The 18,950-nt window shown below is 35.5% G+C and carries 15 protein-coding genes and 1 pseudogene; all 16 read left to right on the plus strand.

The annotated features are described in order from the left end of the window. Positions 1-391: 391 nt before the first annotated feature. A pseudogene (locus H5203_RS20310) lies at positions 392-541 on the plus strand (NAD-dependent epimerase/dehydratase family protein); the annotation flags it as partial. Between the two features lie 271 nt (positions 542-812). Further along, positions 813-2,078, plus strand: a complete 1,266-nt coding sequence (locus tag H5203_RS20315; RefSeq protein WP_182820191.1) for a hypothetical protein — start codon at positions 813-815, stop codon at positions 2,076-2,078. Continuing rightward, positions 2,075-3,310 (plus strand): oligosaccharide repeat unit polymerase, encoded by a 1,236-nt coding sequence (gene wzy / locus H5203_RS20320; protein ID WP_220495336.1) that lies wholly within the window; start codon positions 2,075-2,077, stop codon positions 3,308-3,310. The genes H5203_RS20315 and wzy overlap by 4 nt, the downstream gene beginning before the upstream one ends. After that, the gene (locus H5203_RS20325; protein WP_182820192.1) at positions 3,311-4,291 is read left to right on the plus strand and encodes a hypothetical protein; all 981 of its coding nucleotides are present in this window, start codon (positions 3,311-3,313) and stop codon (positions 4,289-4,291) included. 3 nt (positions 4,292-4,294) lie between these two features. After that, positions 4,295-5,431: a glycosyltransferase gene (locus H5203_RS20330; RefSeq protein ID WP_182820193.1), complete on the plus strand. Its 1,137-nt coding sequence runs from the start codon at positions 4,295-4,297 to the stop codon at positions 5,429-5,431. Then, positions 5,424-6,470: a polysaccharide biosynthesis protein gene (locus tag H5203_RS20335; protein WP_182820194.1), complete on the plus strand. Its 1,047-nt coding sequence runs from the start codon at positions 5,424-5,426 to the stop codon at positions 6,468-6,470. Before H5203_RS20330 ends, H5203_RS20335 begins: the two co-directional genes overlap by 8 nt. 2 nt (positions 6,471-6,472) lie before the next feature. Next, a complete protein-coding gene (locus H5203_RS20340; protein ID WP_182820195.1) occupies positions 6,473-7,345 on the plus strand; it encodes an SDR family oxidoreductase in 873 nt (290 codons plus the stop codon). Further along, on the plus strand, positions 7,342-8,472 hold the full coding sequence (gene wecB / locus H5203_RS20345) for a non-hydrolyzing UDP-N-acetylglucosamine 2-epimerase (RefSeq protein ID WP_182820196.1): 1,131 nt from the start codon (positions 7,342-7,344) through the stop codon (positions 8,470-8,472). Before H5203_RS20340 ends, wecB begins: the two co-directional genes overlap by 4 nt. Continuing rightward, on the plus strand, positions 8,472-9,674 hold the full coding sequence (locus H5203_RS20350) for a glycosyltransferase family 4 protein (RefSeq protein ID WP_182820197.1): 1,203 nt from the start codon (positions 8,472-8,474) through the stop codon (positions 9,672-9,674). Before wecB ends, H5203_RS20350 begins: the two co-directional genes overlap by 1 nt. Further along, a complete protein-coding gene (locus H5203_RS20355) occupies positions 9,674-10,072 on the plus strand; it encodes a WbuC family cupin fold metalloprotein (RefSeq protein ID WP_182820198.1) in 399 nt (132 codons plus the stop codon). The genes H5203_RS20350 and H5203_RS20355 overlap by 1 nt, the downstream gene beginning before the upstream one ends. Positions 10,073-10,092: 20 nt before the next feature. Continuing rightward, positions 10,093-11,505, plus strand: coding sequence for a mannose-1-phosphate guanylyltransferase/mannose-6-phosphate isomerase (locus tag H5203_RS20360; RefSeq protein ID WP_182820199.1), 1,413 nt, complete (start codon positions 10,093-10,095; stop codon positions 11,503-11,505). Between the two features lie 340 nt (positions 11,506-11,845). Beyond that, the gene (locus H5203_RS20365; protein ID WP_182820200.1) at positions 11,846-13,273 is read left to right on the plus strand and encodes a phosphomannomutase; all 1,428 of its coding nucleotides are present in this window, start codon (positions 11,846-11,848) and stop codon (positions 13,271-13,273) included. 398 nt (positions 13,274-13,671) lie between these two features. Beyond that, positions 13,672-14,748: a UDP-N-acetylglucosamine--undecaprenyl-phosphate N-acetylglucosaminephosphotransferase gene (gene wecA / locus H5203_RS20370; protein ID WP_182820201.1), complete on the plus strand. Its 1,077-nt coding sequence runs from the start codon at positions 13,672-13,674 to the stop codon at positions 14,746-14,748. A gap of 354 nt (positions 14,749-15,102) precedes the next feature. After that, positions 15,103-15,480 carry a GxxExxY protein gene (locus H5203_RS20375; RefSeq protein WP_182820202.1) on the plus strand — a complete coding sequence of 126 codons (378 nt, stop codon included), beginning with the start codon at positions 15,103-15,105 and terminating at the stop codon, positions 15,478-15,480. 505 nt (positions 15,481-15,985) lie between these two features. Beyond that, positions 15,986-17,152: a nucleotide sugar dehydrogenase gene (locus H5203_RS20380; RefSeq protein WP_182820203.1), complete on the plus strand. Its 1,167-nt coding sequence runs from the start codon at positions 15,986-15,988 to the stop codon at positions 17,150-17,152. Positions 17,153-17,844: 692 nt separating this feature from the next. Then, the gene (gene galU / locus H5203_RS20385) at positions 17,845-18,756 is read left to right on the plus strand and encodes a UTP--glucose-1-phosphate uridylyltransferase GalU (protein ID WP_182820204.1); all 912 of its coding nucleotides are present in this window, start codon (positions 17,845-17,847) and stop codon (positions 18,754-18,756) included. Positions 18,757-18,950 lie beyond the last annotated feature (194 nt).

An 18,950-nucleotide genomic window follows, 5' to 3' on the forward strand; every position in this document is an offset into this window, starting at 1 on the left:
GTTGTAATTAAAGTAAAGGTTCACCACAGAGAATGCGTAGGAGTCGGCTTTAGCCACGAATGGTTTTTCGATGCAGCAAAGCGTCTCGGTGCTTTCTGTGGTAGAACTTGTTTTGTAGACGGGCTATATGCCGCGCAGTTGTGATTAAAGTAAAAGAATCACCACAGAGATCACGTAGGAGTCGGCTTTAGCCGCGAATGGTTTTCTCTGTGTAGCGACGCACCATGGTGGTGAAAATGGTTTTTTGCTAGATTAATTAGCTCGCTGCACAAAGCCCGTAGCTACTTTTAAACTGATTAACCTAGAACCTAAAATTTGACACTGTAACGCAACAAATTAGCGTTACCCTGATAGCACGTAGCTCGAAGTAAAATTGATATAGAAAGGATTGATTGTAAAAATTCTCGTTACAGGCGGCGCAGGCTTTATTGGCTCGGCTGTTATTCGCCACATTATTAATAACACAAGTGACTCAGTTATTAACCTTGATAAACTGACGTATGCGGGCAATTTACAGTCTCTTGAGTCTATTGAAGGTAGCAGAACTATAAATTTGAGAAAGTAGTGATATTATAGCGCAATGAGCTGACTTATATTATTTACCTCCATTTATACAATTATGATTGTTCACGTAAAGGTATTAAATATACTAACCTAAAGCCATATGCAGGGACACCTTTCACTTTTTAAAGCATTAATAAATTCTTTACAAAAGTGAAAAAATAGAACGACTACTTAAAATAACTCTAGTATCGTAGATAAAACCATATTATGAGGTAGACTAATAAAATGTTTTTGGAATTATTATTTAAATGAAAGCTTATTACCCACAAATTTTGTCTATGGGCGCTAGGGTTTTTGTGTCGTTTATTGGGTTACTACTAAGTTATTATATAGTAAACCTGTATGGGCAAGCTTTAGTTGGCCAATATTTTTTATTACTTAGTTTTTCTATTTTATTGTCGCAGATATTTCTTTTCGGTATGGGGCCTAAGTTAAATATACTTTCCTCTGAGGAAGTGAACTTAATTAAGTTGTTACTAGAAATACTTAAAAAAACGATCATTTCATTTTTTTTAGTTTGTATATTATCAATATTTATAGTCAAGGTTTTCTTGAAATTCCCTATGTCTATTTTTTATTTAATAATACCTTCCGTATTATTAGGTTGTATTCTGATTATATCAGAACTACTTAAAGGTTCAGGCCGCTACTTAGTGTCCCAATTATATATGGGGGCTATTTCAAACCTTATATTTATTTTGCTTCTCTATCTCTACAGTAGATATAATGGAGTAATAAACAATATTGAATTTATTGTTAGCTGTTGGATAGTTGCTTTAATCATATCACTAATGAGTTGCATTATAGTCTTTATTAAAGGCTATAAGTATGAAAAAGATAATATGCATTCTTTTGCTATAAAATTAAAAGACTTATGGCCGATTTTTCTTTCTTCAGTAGGTATATATTGTTTTTCTCAGATTGATCTTTGGTTGATTTCCACTAGTTTTGATCCAGAGTTAATCGCACAATACGGTTTAGCTGTAAAACTAACAATGATATTATCCATTTCAACTTTATCAGTCCGAGCATTAGCAGCGTCACAAATTCCAAACTACTATTTGAAAGATAAGAACTTATTGCAATCAGAGATTTCAAAAGGCTGTACATTTTCACTACTAATAAGCTTAATTGGCGTTTTGTTAATAGCACTTTTTGGTAACACGTTGATTGATCATTTTTTTGGAATGGACTATTCGCAAACATTAAATATTCTTTTGATTTTTTCAGTAGGTCAGTTAGCCAATTCAACCACGGGTGCTTGTGATCTTCTGCTAAGCCATACAGGCCATCAGCGAGATATATTTAAAATAACATTTTTATCATTTCTAATATTAATGTTGACATTATCAATTTTGTTAATCTTTGAAATTGATAAAATTGAATTTTTTGCGATATGTGTTTCATTAACAATACTGTTTCAAAATTTACTTGTAACTTATGTTGCTTTTTTAAGAACGAGTATTGTTTCATTGCCTTTTGGGGGCTCTTTTAAGCGAGAAAGATTATCTTGATAAAACATAAATCAGAATTAAGCTTTTTAATATTATATATATTGACAGCTATTTTTTCTTATATTTTAACTCTAGAGTTAGATACTTTCCCTGGAGAGCTGCATAGGTATTATAGAGTTATTTCAGATTCAGATGTTTTAATAATTACTATAGCGAACTTATTTTCATTTTTAGTATGTTTTATTCTTTTTTCTTTTTTTTCTAAGTTTAATCTAAAAGTAAACAAGGGTTTTTACATAAAAATTAATGAAAATAAGTTCCATTATTTATTTCTCTTTTTATTAATAGCTCAACTTGTTTTTCTAGCAACTACAGGTGTCGGTCGAGTAACTGTTGGAAATATTGAACCTGCAAAGTCTCCTTATAGCCTTATCTTTTCAATTCTAAAGCCTGAGCCTTTTATTTATATATACTATTTATATTTTAGAAAACCGAACATAAGTACCATGTATAAATCAAAACGTGTCCTATTTTGGTTTAATATCATCTGTTTTTGCTGTTTGAAGTTATTACAAGGGTGGAGCAGTTTTATTCTTATATTGTTTTTTTTAGAGTTAGTAGTATTTTTTAAGAAAATATTTAAAGGTAAATACTTTCTTGTATTTATTATACCGTTTTTATCGCTATTTTTTGGTGGTTTTATATATAAATATGTATATGTTATAAAAAATGAGATTAGAGGAAATTCAGTTGAAAATATCAGCTATTTTGAGGGCGTTGGTCACCTTTCCAGCCGCCTGTCAATGAATCCTAACTCTTTGGGAGCGTATCAGAATTTTGACAAAGTTGTTAGTTTATACAGAAATGAAAATATTGAGCTAAAGGAGGTAAAAGCTTTTTTTAGACCTATTGTTCCGAGTGGATTGATGGACAAGGACTTTAGAAATTTAAACAATAATGTAATGACTTCCTACACTCCAACTTTGAATCAATTCACAAGTTCTGATTTTGGTTTAATTTTATACTTTTCTATTTTGTATGAAGCGAGCTTTTATGATTTTTTTATGACCATATTAATTAGCATATGTCTTTTTATAATGGCTAAAGTTTTTTTTGATACTATGTCCAGAACAAGAGGTGAACTAGATTTTTTGTTTTTTCTACTTCTATTTAAATTTTTCTATACAGTGAGTTTAGAAAATGTATTTGGACAAGGGTTTGTGCCATATCTGTTTTTATTAGGTTGTTTTTATATGTTTGGTGCTATAAGTTTTATTAAGGAAAAGTGTTAAATGAGCAAAGAAGTAATTAAAGTCAGAATGTGGCCATTAGATCTCGGTAGTAAAAGTAATAGTTTTATTTCTTTAATTTTAGTTAAAAAAATTATCTATAGCCCACATAACTTAGTAAATTTTTTTAATTTTAATTTTAATATTTTTCACATGCATTGGCCTGAAACTTATCTAAATATAAAAAATCCACTAAAAAGGTATACATTTACTCTCCTAATTATAATTTACATATCTTTTATAAAAATACTTGGTAAAAAAGTTGTATGGACTGTTCATAATTTAAAGCCCCATGAGAATTATAATGAAAGAATCTCAAGAATTTTTTATAAGGTGATTGCAAGCTTGTGTGACTCTCTAATTTTTATGACGAATGTGTCAATGGAAGAGTTCTTTTGCTTATACGGTATTAATAAAAAATTTAAAATAATTCCACATCCTAGTTATCCTATTCCAAAGGCAAATACTTCTAATGTGCAGAAACCTTCAGGGCTACTATTTTTTGGTTTGATTCGACCATATAAAAATGTAGAAATGTTAATAAATGCATATATTAACTCTAAGTTGAATATTAAGCTAAATATCTTAGGTGCTTGTAATGACATTCTGTTAACAAAAAAATTAGAATCTTATGAGGACAGGATAAACTTAAGCTTACGCAGATATGAAGATCAAGAGTTACAGTGTTTTTTAGATAATTGCTCTGGTGTAGTTATTCCTTACAAAGATATCACAAATTCGGGAGTTCTTTTTCGTGCCATGTCTGCTGGAGCGAAATTATTATTACCTGACATCGCTTATACAAGAGAAGTTACAACTAATTTAAATTATCAGAATTGTAGTTTTTATTCTGGTGATATTGATTCAATGGATTTATTACGTTTTTGTGAGGAAAAAGAGCGAGAGGTCAGTATAAGTTTTAGTGATATTAATCATTCAATAAAGTCTGATTACCTTGCTATTTATAAAAGTTTAAAGAGCTAGTTTATGAAAAATATTTTAATTGTAACTGATTATTTTTACCCTGCATTTAAAGCTGGAGGACCCGTAAAAAGCCTGAAAAATCTTATCAACAAGTTTGAAACTTTGGGTGGTTATAAGTTCGAAGTAGTTACATCTAACAGAGATATAGATGGAACAATCTTATCAACTGATAAAGAGAAGCTACCATTTAATTTAAATTTAACTAATATAAATTATTTTTCACGAGTATTTGATCTTTTCTATTATTTTCTTAGCAGCAAAGAAAAGAAAAAATTTGATATTGTATATTTAAATAGTTTCTTTTCATTCAAATTTAGTATTTTGTTTATCTTCTTCTCTAAGTTGAATTTATTCGAAACTAAACAGTTATTAGTTGCACCGAGAGGTGAGTTAACTCGTGGAGCCATGAGCTTAAAAAAAGTTAGAAAAAGATTTTACTGCTATTTTTTTAGATGTTTTAAAATAAAAAAAATAGCTAAATTTCATTTTACATCCCAGGAAGAAGTTGATGACGCATTTTTTTTTCTTGGAGAAGTGGATTATATCTTAGTACCTAATATGCATGATCCTATACCTAACTATATAAAAAAGGATAAAACTGTTGGTACTTTAAATGTTATATTTTTATCAAGAATATCAAAGAAAAAAAACCTTTTAACACTTTGCAAAGCTCTAACTAATTTAGATTTGAGAAATGGAAAAGTTAATTTTAAGATAGCTGGTAATATTGAGGATAATGATTATTGGCAAAGGTGTTTGAAAGTGCTGAATAAGAGTAATAATAATCTGCAATATGAATATTTAGGAGCTTTAAAACCTGTTGAAGTAAAAAACACTTTGTCTGAAAGCCACGTATTTGCCTTACCAACACTTAACGAGAATTATGGTCATGCTATTGTTGAAGCAATGGCTTTATCTAATTTAGTCCTAATCTCGGATCAAACTCCTTGGAGTAAAGTTAGAGATAATGGAAGCTTTGTATTTAAAGTTAATGACGTTGATTATATTAGCAATTGCATAAAGTTAATGATTAATTTAGATGCAGAACAGTATGCAAAACGTTCATCTACTACGTATGATTATATTTCAAATATCTTAATAAACAATGAATCTTTAGTTGAAGGAATGTTTAATGATTAGTCAGTTTTCAAATAAAAAATTATTAATAACAGGTGGTACAGGCTCATTTGGTAATGCAGTACTGCGTCGCTTTTTAAACACGGACATAAAAGAAATACGCATTTTTTCACGTGACGAAAAAAAACAGGATGACATGCGTAAGTATTTTCAGTCAGAGAAATTAAAGTTTTATATTGGTGACGTACGCGATAGCCAAAGTATTAATAACGCGATGCGTGGGGTTGATTATGTTTACCATGCTGCTGCGTTAAAACAAGTTCCGTCATGTGAGTTTTACCCGTTAGAGGCAGTTAAAACTAACGTGCTTGGTACAGAAAACGTGCTAGAAGCTGCTATAGCGAATAATGTTGAGCGTGTAGTGTGCTTGAGCACCGACAAAGCAGTGTACCCAATTAATGCTATGGGTATTTCTAAGGCAATGATGGAAAAAGTGATTGTTGCTAAAAGCCGTAATTTAGAACACACCAACACCACAATTTGTTGTACCCGCTACGGTAATGTAATGGCATCGCGTGGCTCAGTAATTCCTTTATTTATTCGCCAAGTAGTTAATAACGAGCCAATTACTATTACTGACCCAACAATGACCCGCTTTATGATGACATTAGATGACGCGGTTGATTTAGTATTACATGCTTTCGAAAATGGCCAAAATGGTGATATTTTTGTTCAAAAAGCACCTGCAGCAACCATTGAGGTGTTGGTAACCGCGTTACTCGAAATGCTTAAAAAGCCTGAGCATGTTGTGAACGTGATTGGTACTCGCCACGGCGAAAAATTGTTTGAAGCGCTATGCAGTCGTGAAGAAATGTTTGTGGCACAAGAGCAAGGTGAATACTTTAGAGTACCTGCCGATAACAGAGACTTAAACTATTCAAAGTTTTTTGAAGAAGGTGAGTCTGACTTATCAAAAGTTGAAGATTATAACTCGCATAATACTGAGCGTTTAGACGTTGAAGGCATGAAGCAACTTCTACGTAAGCTTGATTTTATGCGTGAGATTGAGTTTGGAAATATTATTGTTCCTGAAGGTGTTTGAGAATGAAAATATTAATTCTTGGTGCTACAGGGATGCTTGGTTACAGTCTGTTTAGCAACCTAAGTGAACACGCACACTTATCAGTATTTGGCACAGTACGTAGTATTGATGGAAAAGAACAATTTTTTAGCAATATGCAGCAGCAATTAATTGCCTGTATTGACGCTTACGACATTGGTTCATTACAACACGCAATCGAGACTTTGATGCCCGATGTAGTCATTAACTGTGTGGGGTTGATTAAACAGCACGGTATCTCAAAGCAACATATTGATGCCATTAAAATTAATGCATTACTTCCGCATGAGCTAGCAAATATTTGTGATCAGGTTAATGCAAAATTGATTCACTTCTCAACTGACTGTGTATTTACCGGTAATGAAGGTTTATATACCGAAAATTCATTACCCGATGCGCGTGACTTGTATGGTAAATCAAAGTGTTTAGGTGAAGTGAGCTACGGCAAACACCTAACGTTACGAACCTCGATTATAGGGCATGAACTTACATCTGCAGTAAGCTTAGTAGATTGGTTTTTATCACAAGGCGAAAGCACTAAAGGTTTTTCTAAAGCCGTTTTCTCAGGCTTGCCTACCTGTTATATAGCCACGCTGTTGGCGGAATATATTTTACCAAATCCAGACGTTACAGGCTTATTGCACTTATCGGTAGATCCGATTGATAAATACACGCTATTAAAGTTGATTGCAGAGCAGTACCAAAAGCAAATCACTATTGCTGAGTCGCAAGAGTTGGTGATAGATCGCTCACTAAACTCAGATAAATTTAGGCAATTAACTCAGTTTAGCCCACCGGCGTGGAGCAAGCTTGTCGAGTATATGCACTCAGATTACGTAAAAAGGTATAAAGCATGAAAAAGTTAAAGGTTGTTACGGTAGTAGGTACTCGTCCAGAGATTATTAGGTTGTCATGCACCATTGCAAAGTTAGATGAGTTTTGTGAGCATGTATTAGTGCATACTGGGCAAAACTATGATTACGAACTTAATCAAATATTTTTTGAAGACTTAGGCATTCGCGCACCAGATATATTTTTAGAATGTGCTGGTGCTACTGCCGCCGAAACTATGGCGCAAGTAATTAGTAAAGCCGATGCTATGTTTGCCAATGTACAGCCAGATGCCATTTTAATATTAGGCGACACTAACAGTGCGATGGCTGCTATTTCGGCAAAACGTAAAAAAATCCCGATATTTCATATGGAAGCAGGTAATCGCTGTTTTGACATGCGTGTACCCGAAGAAATTAACCGTAAAATAGTGGATCATATTTCTGACGTTAATATGCCTTATACCGATATAGCGCGTGAATACTTATTAGCTGAAGGCCTAAAGCCCGATCTAATAGTTAAAACAGGCAGCCCAATGGACGAAGTGCTTAGTCGCTACGCAGATAAAATTGCCAATGCCGAAATTTTAACCACACTAGGTTTAATAGCGGGCGAGTATTTTGTGGTAAGTGTGCACAGAGAGGAAAACGTCGATTCAGAAAAAAATATTTATAGTTATTTACAAGCACTAAATGCTATTGCCGAAAAATACCAGCACCCTATTATTGTGTCTACCCACCCTCGTACCAGAAAGAAAATTGACTTACTGAACTTAGAGTTTCACCCCTTAGTTAAACTGTTAAAACCACTTGGCTTTAGCGATTACGTAAAATTGCAAATGGACGCTAAAGTGGTACTAAGTGATAGCGGTACGATTACTGAAGAGTCGTCTATTTTAAATTTTCCGGCAGTAAATATCAGAGATGCACAAGAACGCCCCGAAGGTTTTGAAGAGGGAGCGGTCATGTTTACCGGAATGAATGTAGAACGCATTCTGCAAGCTATTGAAATACTTGATAAGCAACCACGTGGTGAACATAGGCTAATTAACAAGGTACAAAACTACATTGCTCCCAATGTGTCAGACAAAGTATTACGTACCATTATTAGTTATACCGACTATGTAAACAGGGTTGTGTGGAAAAAATATTAATGAAACTTGCTTTAATTATTGACGACTATTTGCCTGATAGCACCCGCGTGGGTGCTAAAATGTTTCATGAGTTGGCACTTGAGCTCATTGCAAGTGGGCATAATGTCACTGTGATTACACCTGCTGTAGGGCAGGAAGAACAATTTACTGAACAAAGCTTAGACGGTGTAAAGGTTTGGCGCTTTAGCTCTGGCCCCATTAAAGATGTAAACAAAGTAACGCGAGCACTAAATGAAACGTTACTCTCATTTAGAGCTTGGTCGGCTATCAAGCCCCATGTAAGTGAGCATACCTTTGATGGCGTAATTTACTACTCACCATCAATATTCTTTGGTGGTTTGGTCAATAGCATTAAGCAGCGCTGTAACTGCAACTCTTACCTAGTGTTGCGTGACCTGTTTCCGCAATGGGTTATAGATGCCGGCATGATCAAGCAAGGCTCTTTAATAGCACGCTACTTTAAGTTTTTTGAACAGCGCTCTTACCAAGCTGCAAACACTATTGGTTTGATGTCAGAAAAAAATTTAGAGGTATTTAAACAAAGTAATGGTTATCAATACCCCACAGAAATTTTGCGTAACTGGGCAGATACAACACCTGTTAATATTAGTAGCAACGTTAACTCTATTCGTAAGCAGCTAAAGCTAGAAAATAAAGTTATTTACTTTTATGGCGGCAACATTGGTCATGCGCAAGATATGGCAAACTTAATGCGCTTAGCTAAAAGTATGCAGCATTGTAGCCAAGCGCACTTTTTATTTATTGGTCAAGGTGACGAAGTTGAATTAATTAATAAACTGGCAAAACAGTGGCAATTAACAAATTACAGTTATTTACCCTCGGTTAATCAAAATGAGTTTAAGCATATATTAGCAAGTATTGATGTAGGGTTGTTTTCTTTATCTGCTAAACATACAGCTCATAACTTTCCCGGTAAGTTGTTAGGCTACATGGTGCAGTCATTGCCTATTTTAGGTAGTGTAAATAGTGGCAATGATTTACAAGCGTTGGTTAACTCAAATAAAGCTGGGTTTATTAGCGAAAATGGTGATGATGAACAGCTACTAAAAAATGCATTAGCGCTATACGAAAATCTCAACTTACGTAAGCAGCTAGGCAATGGAGCATATGAGTTGTTAAAAAATGAATTTGCTGTTACTGCTATCGCGGCTAACATTGTTAAAAAGTTACAAGAGCAATAATGAGAGAAATAACCCAAGCAGATATCAAAACCTTATTTGAACAAGCCAGTAGCTCGCCCAGAAAAAGAGCGCACCTTAATTTACATGCAAGCTTTAACGATAAAGTGCAAAGGCTATACATAGCGCTACTTAAAGGTAGTTATGTAGAGCCGCATTACCATGCATTAGCGCATCAATGGGAAATGTTTATAGTGCAAAGTGGGGTATTAAAAGTAACACTACATAATAAAGATGGCTCGGTAATAAGGTCTTTTTTAGTGGGGGGTGCACAAGATATACAATGCATTGAATTTAAACCGGGCGATATACATAGTGTTGAATGTGTATCAGAACAAACTTTAATACTAGAAATAAAAGAAGGTCCTTTTTTTTCTGAAAATGCAAAAGTTTTAATATAAATAATTTTAAGGCTCTAAATATGAATTTAATATTGCCAATAATTATGGCTGGTGGTTCAGGTACACGCTTGTGGCCACTATCACGCGGTAATTATCCAAAACAATTTTTAGTATTAAGCGGCGAGCAAACAATGCTGCAAAGCACGTTGAGCCGTTTAACTGGTCTAGCGCATAGCCCAGCCATGCTTATTTGTAATGAAGAGCACCGCTTTATAGCCGCAGAGCAAGTTCGCCAGTTAGGTGTAAAGCACAGTGGTATTTTTTTAGAGCCTGTAGGGCGTAATACGGCACCTGCTATTGCTCTTGCTGCATTTAAAGCGATTGAGCAAGGCGAAGACCCGTTATTATTAGTGTTAGCTGCTGATCACGTAATTGAAAATACAGCTGCCTTTCAGTCAAGTATTAATAAAGCTGCAGAGCTTGCAAGCCAAGATAAGTTAGTTACCTTTGGTATTGTTGGTAATAAGCCTGAAACAGGTTATGGCTATATTAAACGTGGTGAACAATTTGATACAGGTTTTGTAGTAGATGCATTTGTAGAAAAGCCAGATTCAAAAACTGCTGAGCAATATATACAAAATGGTGACTATTACTGGAATAGCGGCATGTTTTTATTTAAAGCAAGTCGTTATTTAAATGAGCTTAAAGCATTTCGCCCTGATATATATAATGCATGTGAAAAAGCCATGCAAAACCAAAATAATGATTTGGATTTTATTCGCGTTGATAAAGCTGCTTTTGAAATTTGTCCTGACGAGTCAATCGACTATGCAGTAATGGAACACACAACAGATGCTGTTGTAGTGCCTATGGATGCAGGTTGGAGTGACGTTGGTTGCTTTGCTGCTCTTTGGGAAGTATCACCACAGGATGAAAATGGTAATGCTTTTACTGGTGATGTAAAAGCTGTTGATACTAAAAACACGCTTGTATTTAGTGAAGACAAATTGGTTGCAACAGTGGGTGTTGAAGATTTAGTTATTATAAATACAAAAGATGCCGTTCTGGTTGCTCACAAAGATAAATCGCAACATGTAAAAATGATTGTTCAACAATTAAAAGATGAACAACGCTCAGAGGCTAAATTGCACAGAGAAGTCTACCGTCCTTGGGGGAAATACGATTCAGTTGACTATGGTGAACGCTTTCAAGTTAAGCGTATCACTGTTAAACCTGGTGCTAAGCTATCAGTGCAAATGCATCACCATCGCGCCGAACACTGGATTGTAGTTTCAGGTACGGCTAAAGTGCAAATAGATGATACAGAAAAATTTGTAACCGAAAATCAATCTGTTTATATCCCTATTACAGCCGTTCATGCATTAGAAAATCCGGGTAAAGTTGACTTAGAGCTGATAGAGGTGCAGTCAGGATCATACTTGGGGGAAGATGATATTGTACGCTTTGAAGACCGTTATGGTCGAGTGAAATAAGGTTGTTTACAAAGAGGTTTAGAGAGCGCTGCGCTTATGAGGTTAAATAACTAGCGGCGCATTTTGAGTTGTGAGACGCGAAATATGGGATAAAAGGTTCAAGATGAAAGTTGCAAGAAAAACAAAGGTGCTATGTTCTAATGTATTTATAGCTCGTTGTCCGTAGTTTTTTGTCTTCTCATTTACTCTCATTCTTTTCTAATTGTGCAAATATGGTTTACTTAGGATAGGACTTTAGAGCAAAAGATTTGAGTTTCACAAAGATCTTAAGTGGCATTGCTCTTAAGAGAGCATTCCATACTCCGATCTTATCCTTTGGAAAAAGAAATATAGGTTTAATATGGAAAATAAATTAATTTGTGCTGAAGTTATTAAGCAAAGTGGTATTGCTTTTGGTACAAGTGGCGCACGTGGTTTAGTTAGTGATTTTACTGCTGATGTATGTGCAGCATTTGCTGTTGCATTTATAAAGTCAATTGATGCTGAGTTTAGTTTTAATACAGTTATGCTCGCTATTGATAATCGCCCTAGTAGCTATGCAATGGCGCAAGCGTGCGCTGCCGCTTTAAAGCAACTAGGTTTAAGTGTTATTTATTACGGTGTAATACCTACACCGGCACTGGCTTACAAAGCAATGCAGGACAACGTGCCTAGCATAATGATTACTGGAAGCCACATCCCTTTTGATCGTAATGGACTAAAGTTTTATCGCCCCGATGGTGAAATAACAAAAGCTGATGAACAAGCTATTTTGCAAAATGGTGTACAATTTACTTCCCTTTACCAATTAGCAGAACTTGCAGTTAGTAAATCAGCAGAGCAAGCGTATATAAAGCGTTATGCAGAGCTATTTAGTCATGATTCACTTGCAGGAAAGAAAATAGGCATATATGAGCACTCTAGTGCTGGTCGTGATATATATAAATCATTATTTAAAAGCTTAGGAGCAGAGGTAACAAGTTTAGAAAGAAGTGATACCTTTGTACCTATAGATACTGAGGCTGTATCGGATGAAGATCAACAAAAAGCGTTAGATTGGTCAAAAAAATATGGTTTTGATGCGATTTTTTCAACAGATGGTGACGGGGATCGACCGTTAATTGCTGATGAAAATGGCAATTGGCTACGTGGTGATATTTTAGGCTTAGTGTGCAGTCAATTGTTAAATATTGATTCATTAGCTGTACCAGTAAGTTGTAACACAGCTATTGAAAAGTCAAATAGCTTTAAAACCGTGGTACGTACAAAAATAGGCTCTCCTTATGTAATAGCTGAATTTGCAGAGTTAAATAAACGCTATGCTCGTGTCGCTGGTTTTGAAGCAAATGGCGGCTACCTTTTAGGTTCAGATATAAATTTAAATGGAAGAATAATAAGAGCATTGCCTACTCGTGATGCACTTTTACCAGCTTTTATGTTATTGAGCCAGAAAGAGCCCATATCAAAGCAATTAAATAATTTACCTAAGCGATTTACTGCCAGTGACCGTTTGCAAAATTTTTCCAGAGAAAATAGCTTAAAGTTAATTGAAGGTCTAAAATATGATGCTAGTAATTTCATTGCAACTTTAGGTTATGATGATATGAGTTATCAATTGAATATAACAGATGGACTGCGTATTACGTTATCGTGTGGTGATGTTGTGCATTTGAGGCCATCAGGAAATGCGCCAGAGCTTAGGTGTTACGCTGAGTCAGATCTAGCCGAAAAAGCCTATAAGCTAGTATACAGTGTATTTGAAAAGGGTTTAAGTGCAACTAAATCTTAGTCAGCAATAAAAAAGCATAGCCCCGCCAGCATAGCTAAGCAGGGCTTTTTATATATGCTGTAATATAAAAAGCGAGTATTAGCATACAAAGGTACTTTTAAATTGTACCGCTACCTTCTACTTGTATCTTATGATAAGTCATTAATCGTTTTATTTTTCAATATTTAGCCTAAGGTGTGATGACTGATGAGGCGTTTGCCCTTCAGAGTCTCAGGTACTGTACTTCAGATTAAATAACTGTTAAGTGATGCCCGCAATAATGATAAATCAGTTTAGAATTAAAATGCTCAAAAAGTAGACTTTGCAAAAGCTTCTTCGAAATTAGGTAAATATATTAATTTAATTACTAAAAAATAGTTTTTAATCACTATTTAAAATAAGTCAGGATGATAACAATAATGTTTATAGATTTATTGCTCACTTTTTTTATTGCCTTTGCAATTTTATTTTTAATGCGTAAAGTAGCTCGTAGGGTGGGCCTTGTAGATAAGCCGTCAGGGCGAAAAATGCATACCGGTAATGTGCCATTAGTAGGTGGTGTGGCAATTTGCATTACTATAGTTAACTATATTTATACACACCCGGGTATGATTAACCATGCTAACTTATATATGTTATGTATTTGCGGGTTAACAGCGGTAGGTGCTTTGGACGATCGCTTTGATTTAAGTGTAAAAATACGCATGTTAGTCCAGGCGTTAATTTCTGTTGCAATGATTTACTTTGCTAATACAGAACTGCACACGCTAGGTGACTTACTCGGTTTTGGTATTATAGAACTTGGCATGCTAGGTGCTGTGGTAACCATATTTGCTGTAATAGGCTGTATTAATGCGTTTAACATGGTTGACGGCATTGATGGCTTATTAGGTGGCTTATCACTAGTTACTTTTGCGAGTATTGGTATTTTACTCTGGTTTACAGGCGAGCAAAGCCTCAGTTATTTATGTTTACTATTAGTTGTATGCATGGTGCCATATATTATTATGAACCTTGGCCTAACAGGGCGTGAACGTAAAGTATTTATGGGTGATGCAGGCAGTATGATGATCGGCTTCACTGTTATTTGGTTGCTTATTGGGGCAAGTCAAGCTCCCGGCAACGCGATGATTCGCCCAGTAACTGCCCTATGGCTAATTGCGGTACCTTTAATGGATATGGCTGCAATAATGATACGCCGTATTAAACAAGGTAAATCACCATTTAATCCTGATCGTGAGCACTTACACCATATATGCCAGCGCTTAGGTTGCAGCTCAACACAAACACTTATTTTAATATGCTCTGTTGCTACATTGTTTGCTAGTGTAGGTATAATTGGCGAAGTCTTTTTGGTACCAGAGTTTTTAATGTTTTATGGTTTTATTACTTTGTTTGGTGTGTACTTACTGATACTTATAAATTACTGCAAAGTAATGAACTTTTTTAGGCGAAAATTAGCACTACCTGAAAAAGAATACTCAGCGACTAAATAAACTAAGATGTATAAAATAGCAGTGGTCTATTTAAAGTAGTTCGGTGTCAAATTTATTTATAGAATCTTGTAGGTGGGGCTTTATGCCGCGCGGTTTATAAAACTCATGGCTAAAGCCATTTCCTACAGGGTTTAAATTTATCGTAGGAGCCCCAGCTTCAGCCGCGAAAGAGTTTAAAGGCTCTAGGTTCTAGGTTTTAGGTGCAGGAGTCCGTGGCTCGAAGCCCGTTGCATTTGTCTTCTCATTTACGATCATTATCTTCTCTTTGTGCAAAATAGATCTTTAAGTTATTTATTCACAAAGAGGTTAAGAGGGCGCTGCGCTTTAGAGATAAATAATAGTTCTAGGATAAGTATGGATACTGATCTTCTCACACAAAAAGTTATTGGATGCGCTATTGAAGTACATAAACAATTGGGTCCAGGATTATTAGAATCAACTTATGAAACTTGCCTTTTACTTGAATTGAAGCAAGCTGGAATAGATGCCAAGTATCAAGTTGAATTACCTATTTTATATAAAAATACAAACATTGACGCGGGTTATAGACTAGACATATTAATTACAAATGAATTGATTGTTGAATTAAAGTCTGTAGAGAAGTTATTACCAATCCATTCAGCGCAATTATTGACTTATATGAAGCTATCGAATGTAAGCACTGGTTTGTTGATAAACTTTAATACAACTAAACTTATCAATGGAATAAAGCGACTAAACTTAAAGTTTTAAGTGAATTTATACATAAAGAGAATGGGCGATCTATGTTTCAAAGGTGTAGTAAATACTAATTGTTATGCATTCTCATTTACTCTCATTGTCTTCTCTTTGTGCAAAGGGTTTTAAGTGACTTGGTTCACAAAGAGGTTAAGAGAGCGCTGCGGTTAAGAGGTAAATAAAGGAGCTAGGGAAAATGGCTAGGAGCGCGTTGCTCGAAGCCCATGGCTTTTGTTTTCTCATTTACTCTCATTCACTTCTCTTTGTGCAAAATGGTTTTAAGTGGTTTATTCACAAAGAGGTTAAGAGACGCTGCGCTTAAGAGGTTAAAGGGAAAAGGTCAAAGGTATTAGATAAGTGACAATGACCTAGATGCAATTAGTCCGTGGCATTTTCTCTTCTCATTTACACTCATTGGCTTCTCTTTGTGCAAATTACTGTTACTAAATAAATAGCTGTAGTTCTAAGCGAGATGAGCTTAGGCTTGGAAGCAAAATATAGAAGTTTAAGGAATTATAAAATGAAAATTGCTGTTGTTGGTACGGGTTATGTTGGCCTGTCTAATGCTATGTTACTTGCGCAACACAATAAGGTTGTTGCGCTTGATATTGATGAAAATAAAGTCGCACTTTTAAAAGACAAACAATCGCCAATTGTTGATGTTGAAATAAGTGATTTTTTACAAAATAAGGAATTAAATTTTACCGCGACTACAAACAAAGAGTCAGCATTGGTTGGTGCTGAATTTGTAATTATTGCTACACCTACTGATTATGATCCTGAAACAAACTATTTTAATACCAATAGTGTTGAGTCGGTTATTAAAGATGTAATGAAAATTAATCCAACGGCTACTATGGTTATTAAATCAACCGTGCCAGTTGGCTATACGCAGTCAGTTAAAGAAAAGTTTGGCACTGATAACGTAATATTTTCGCCAGAATTTTTACGTGAAGGTAAAGCACTTTATGATAATTTACATCCATCTCGTATTATTGTTGGTGAGCAAAGTGAACGCGCAAAAACGTTTGCTAATTTACTGGCGCAAGGTGCGATAAAGCAAGATATTGAGATTCTGTTTACAGATTCAACAGAAGCCGAAGCAATCAAGTTATTCTCAAATACCTACCTTGCAATGCGTGTGGCTTACTTTAATGAGCTTGATAGCTATGCTGAGAGCCATAGCTTAAATGCTAAACAAATTATACAAGGTGTAGGTTTAGACCCTCGTATTGGTAGTCATTATAATAATCCATCATTTGGTTATGGCGGTTATTGTTTACCAAAAGACACCAAGCAGTTGTTAGCTAATTACAAAGATGTACCAAATAATATGATTGGCGCTATTGTTGATGCTAATACTACTCGTAAAGATTTTATTGCTAACTCAATAATTAAGCGCAGTCCTAAAATAGTTGGCGTGTATCGCTTAGTTATGAAAACAGGCTCAGATAATTTTAGGGCATCTGCTATCCAAGGGATTATGAAGCGCATTAAGGCTAAGGGGATTGAAGTTGTAGTGTATGAGCCCGCTTTAAAAGATGAAGCATTTTTCAATTCACGTGTTATAAAAGATCTCAATGAGTTTAAACAACTTTCAGATGTGGTGGTATCTAACCGTATGGTGGAAGAGTTAACAGATGTAGCTGATAAAGTTTATACGCGAGATTTATTTGGTAGTGATTAAAGTAAAGGTTAAAGGGATTAGGTGTTAGGCTTTAGGTAGAGATTAAACCAAGCACAGTGTTAGGGTTAAGAGGCGGCGGGGCTTTATGCCGCGCGGTTTATAAAACTCATGGCTAAAGCCATTTCCTACAGGGGGTAAATTTATCGTAGGGGCCGGCTTTAGCCGCGAAAGAGTTTAAAGGTTCTAGGCTTAACTTTACTTTCTCGGTGTAGCGCGAAGCGCCTCGGTGCTCTCGGTGGTAAAAATTGTTTAATTGATTTATTCACAAAGATATTAATGAACACGCGTCAGCAAGCTTAACGCCTACGGAGTTAAATTGTATTCAGGTGTTTAATTACGTGTATGCGAATGGTTTGCCACCGCGATATTCAATATTTTTTCGGTGTTTGTGCGTCAGCAAGCTTAACGCCTACGGTGTTAAATTGTATACTGGTGTTTAATTACGTGTAGGCGAGTGGCTTGCCACCGCGAAAAGGTCAAAGGTAGTAGGAAGAAAAAGGTGCTAGGTAAGTGACTAGGAACTCGTTGCTCGAAGCGTGGTTTTTGTTTTCTCATTATCTTCTCTTTGTGCAAATAGTGTTTATAATTTTGCCGAAGCCCGAAGCCCGAAGCCCGAACTTATTCACTCCCTATAAAGCTTTGTGCTGTTAGATTGAAACTAATTGAATTAAATATTAAATAAAGGACTAACTATGAAAGCTGTTATCCCAGTTGCTGGACTTGGTACGCGGATGTTGCCAATGACTAAAGCAATCCCAAAAGAAATGCTGCCACTGGTTGATAAGCCGCTTATTCAATATATAGTGAATGAGTGTGTTGCGGCCGGTATTAAAGAAATTGTACTTGTTACGCATAGCTCTAAAAATGCTATCGAAAATCATTTTGATACTAGCTTTGAGCTTGAAGCGACACTTGAAAAACGCGTAAAGCGTAAATTACTTGATGAAGTGCGCTCTATTTGCCCGCCTGATGTAACTATTCTACACGTACGCCAAGGTGAAGCTAAAGGTTTGGGGCATGCTGTATTATGTGCGAAACCAATCATTGGTGATAATGATTTTGTGGTTTTACTGCCTGATGTAATACTTGATGCATATACTGCAGATCAAAAAACCGAAAATTTAGCGGCAATGATTGATCGTTTTAAAGCAACATCAGCAAGCCAAATTATGCTTGAACCAGTACCTGAGCAAGATGTATGTAAATACGGCATAGCTGATATAAATGGCGTTGTAATTACTGCGGGTGAAAGTGCAAAAATAAAAACCATGGTTGAAAAACCACGTGTTGAAGATGCACCATCGAACTTAGCTGTTGTTGGCCGCTATGTGTTGTCAAAAACTATTTGGCAACTACTTAGCAAAACCCCAGTTGGCGCAGGTGGCGAAATCCAATTAACTGACGCTATTGATATGCTGATGAAAATTGAAACGGTTGAGGCATTCCATATGAGTGGCCGAGCTCATGACTGTGGCGATAAATTAGGTTATTTAAAAGCAATTGTTGAATACAGCATGCGTGATCAAAATTTAGGCGTTGACTTTACAAACTTTGTCACAGAGTTAGTTAATCCTAAAAAACCAAGCCATTTAAAAGCTGTGTAATATTTAGGTTTTAGGGGCTAGGAAGACAAAGGTTCTAGGTGTTAGGTGTTAGGTGTTAGGTGTTAGGTGTTAGGTAGAGATTAAACCAAGCACAGTGTTAGGGTTAAGAGTCGGCGGGGCTTTATGCCGCGGGTTTAAAAACTCATGGCTAAAACCATTTCCTATAGGGGGTAAATTTATCGTAGGAGCCGGCT

This window comes from Pseudoalteromonas sp. SG41-1 (assembly GCF_014164575.1).
GTDB classification, from domain to species: Bacteria; Pseudomonadota; Gammaproteobacteria; order Enterobacterales; family Alteromonadaceae; genus Pseudoalteromonas; species Pseudoalteromonas rhizosphaerae.

Coding starts and splice junctions, on each gene's coding strand:
- H5203_RS20315 (WP_182820191.1), top strand. CDS start 813: ATGAAAGCTTATTACCCACAAATTTTGTCTATGGGCGCTAGGGTTTTT.
- H5203_RS20325 (WP_182820192.1), top strand. CDS start 3,311: ATGAGCAAAGAAGTAATTAAAGTCAGAATGTGGCCATTAGATCTCGGT.
- H5203_RS20330 (WP_182820193.1), top strand. CDS start 4,295: ATGAAAAATATTTTAATTGTAACTGATTATTTTTACCCTGCATTTAAA.
- H5203_RS20335 (WP_182820194.1), top strand. CDS start 5,424: ATGATTAGTCAGTTTTCAAATAAAAAATTATTAATAACAGGTGGTACA.
- H5203_RS20340 (WP_182820195.1), top strand. CDS start 6,473: ATGAAAATATTAATTCTTGGTGCTACAGGGATGCTTGGTTACAGTCTG.
- wecB (WP_182820196.1), top strand. CDS start 7,342: ATGAAAAAGTTAAAGGTTGTTACGGTAGTAGGTACTCGTCCAGAGATT.
- H5203_RS20350 (WP_182820197.1), top strand. CDS start 8,472: ATGAAACTTGCTTTAATTATTGACGACTATTTGCCTGATAGCACCCGC.
- H5203_RS20355 (WP_182820198.1), top strand. CDS start 9,674: ATGAGAGAAATAACCCAAGCAGATATCAAAACCTTATTTGAACAAGCC.
- H5203_RS20360 (WP_182820199.1), top strand. CDS start 10,093: ATGAATTTAATATTGCCAATAATTATGGCTGGTGGTTCAGGTACACGC.
- H5203_RS20365 (WP_182820200.1), top strand. CDS start 11,846: ATGGAAAATAAATTAATTTGTGCTGAAGTTATTAAGCAAAGTGGTATT.
- wecA (WP_182820201.1), top strand. CDS start 13,672: ATGTTTATAGATTTATTGCTCACTTTTTTTATTGCCTTTGCAATTTTA.
- H5203_RS20375 (WP_182820202.1), top strand. CDS start 15,103: ATGGATACTGATCTTCTCACACAAAAAGTTATTGGATGCGCTATTGAA.
- H5203_RS20380 (WP_182820203.1), top strand. CDS start 15,986: ATGAAAATTGCTGTTGTTGGTACGGGTTATGTTGGCCTGTCTAATGCT.
- galU (WP_182820204.1), top strand. CDS start 17,845: ATGAAAGCTGTTATCCCAGTTGCTGGACTTGGTACGCGGATGTTGCCA.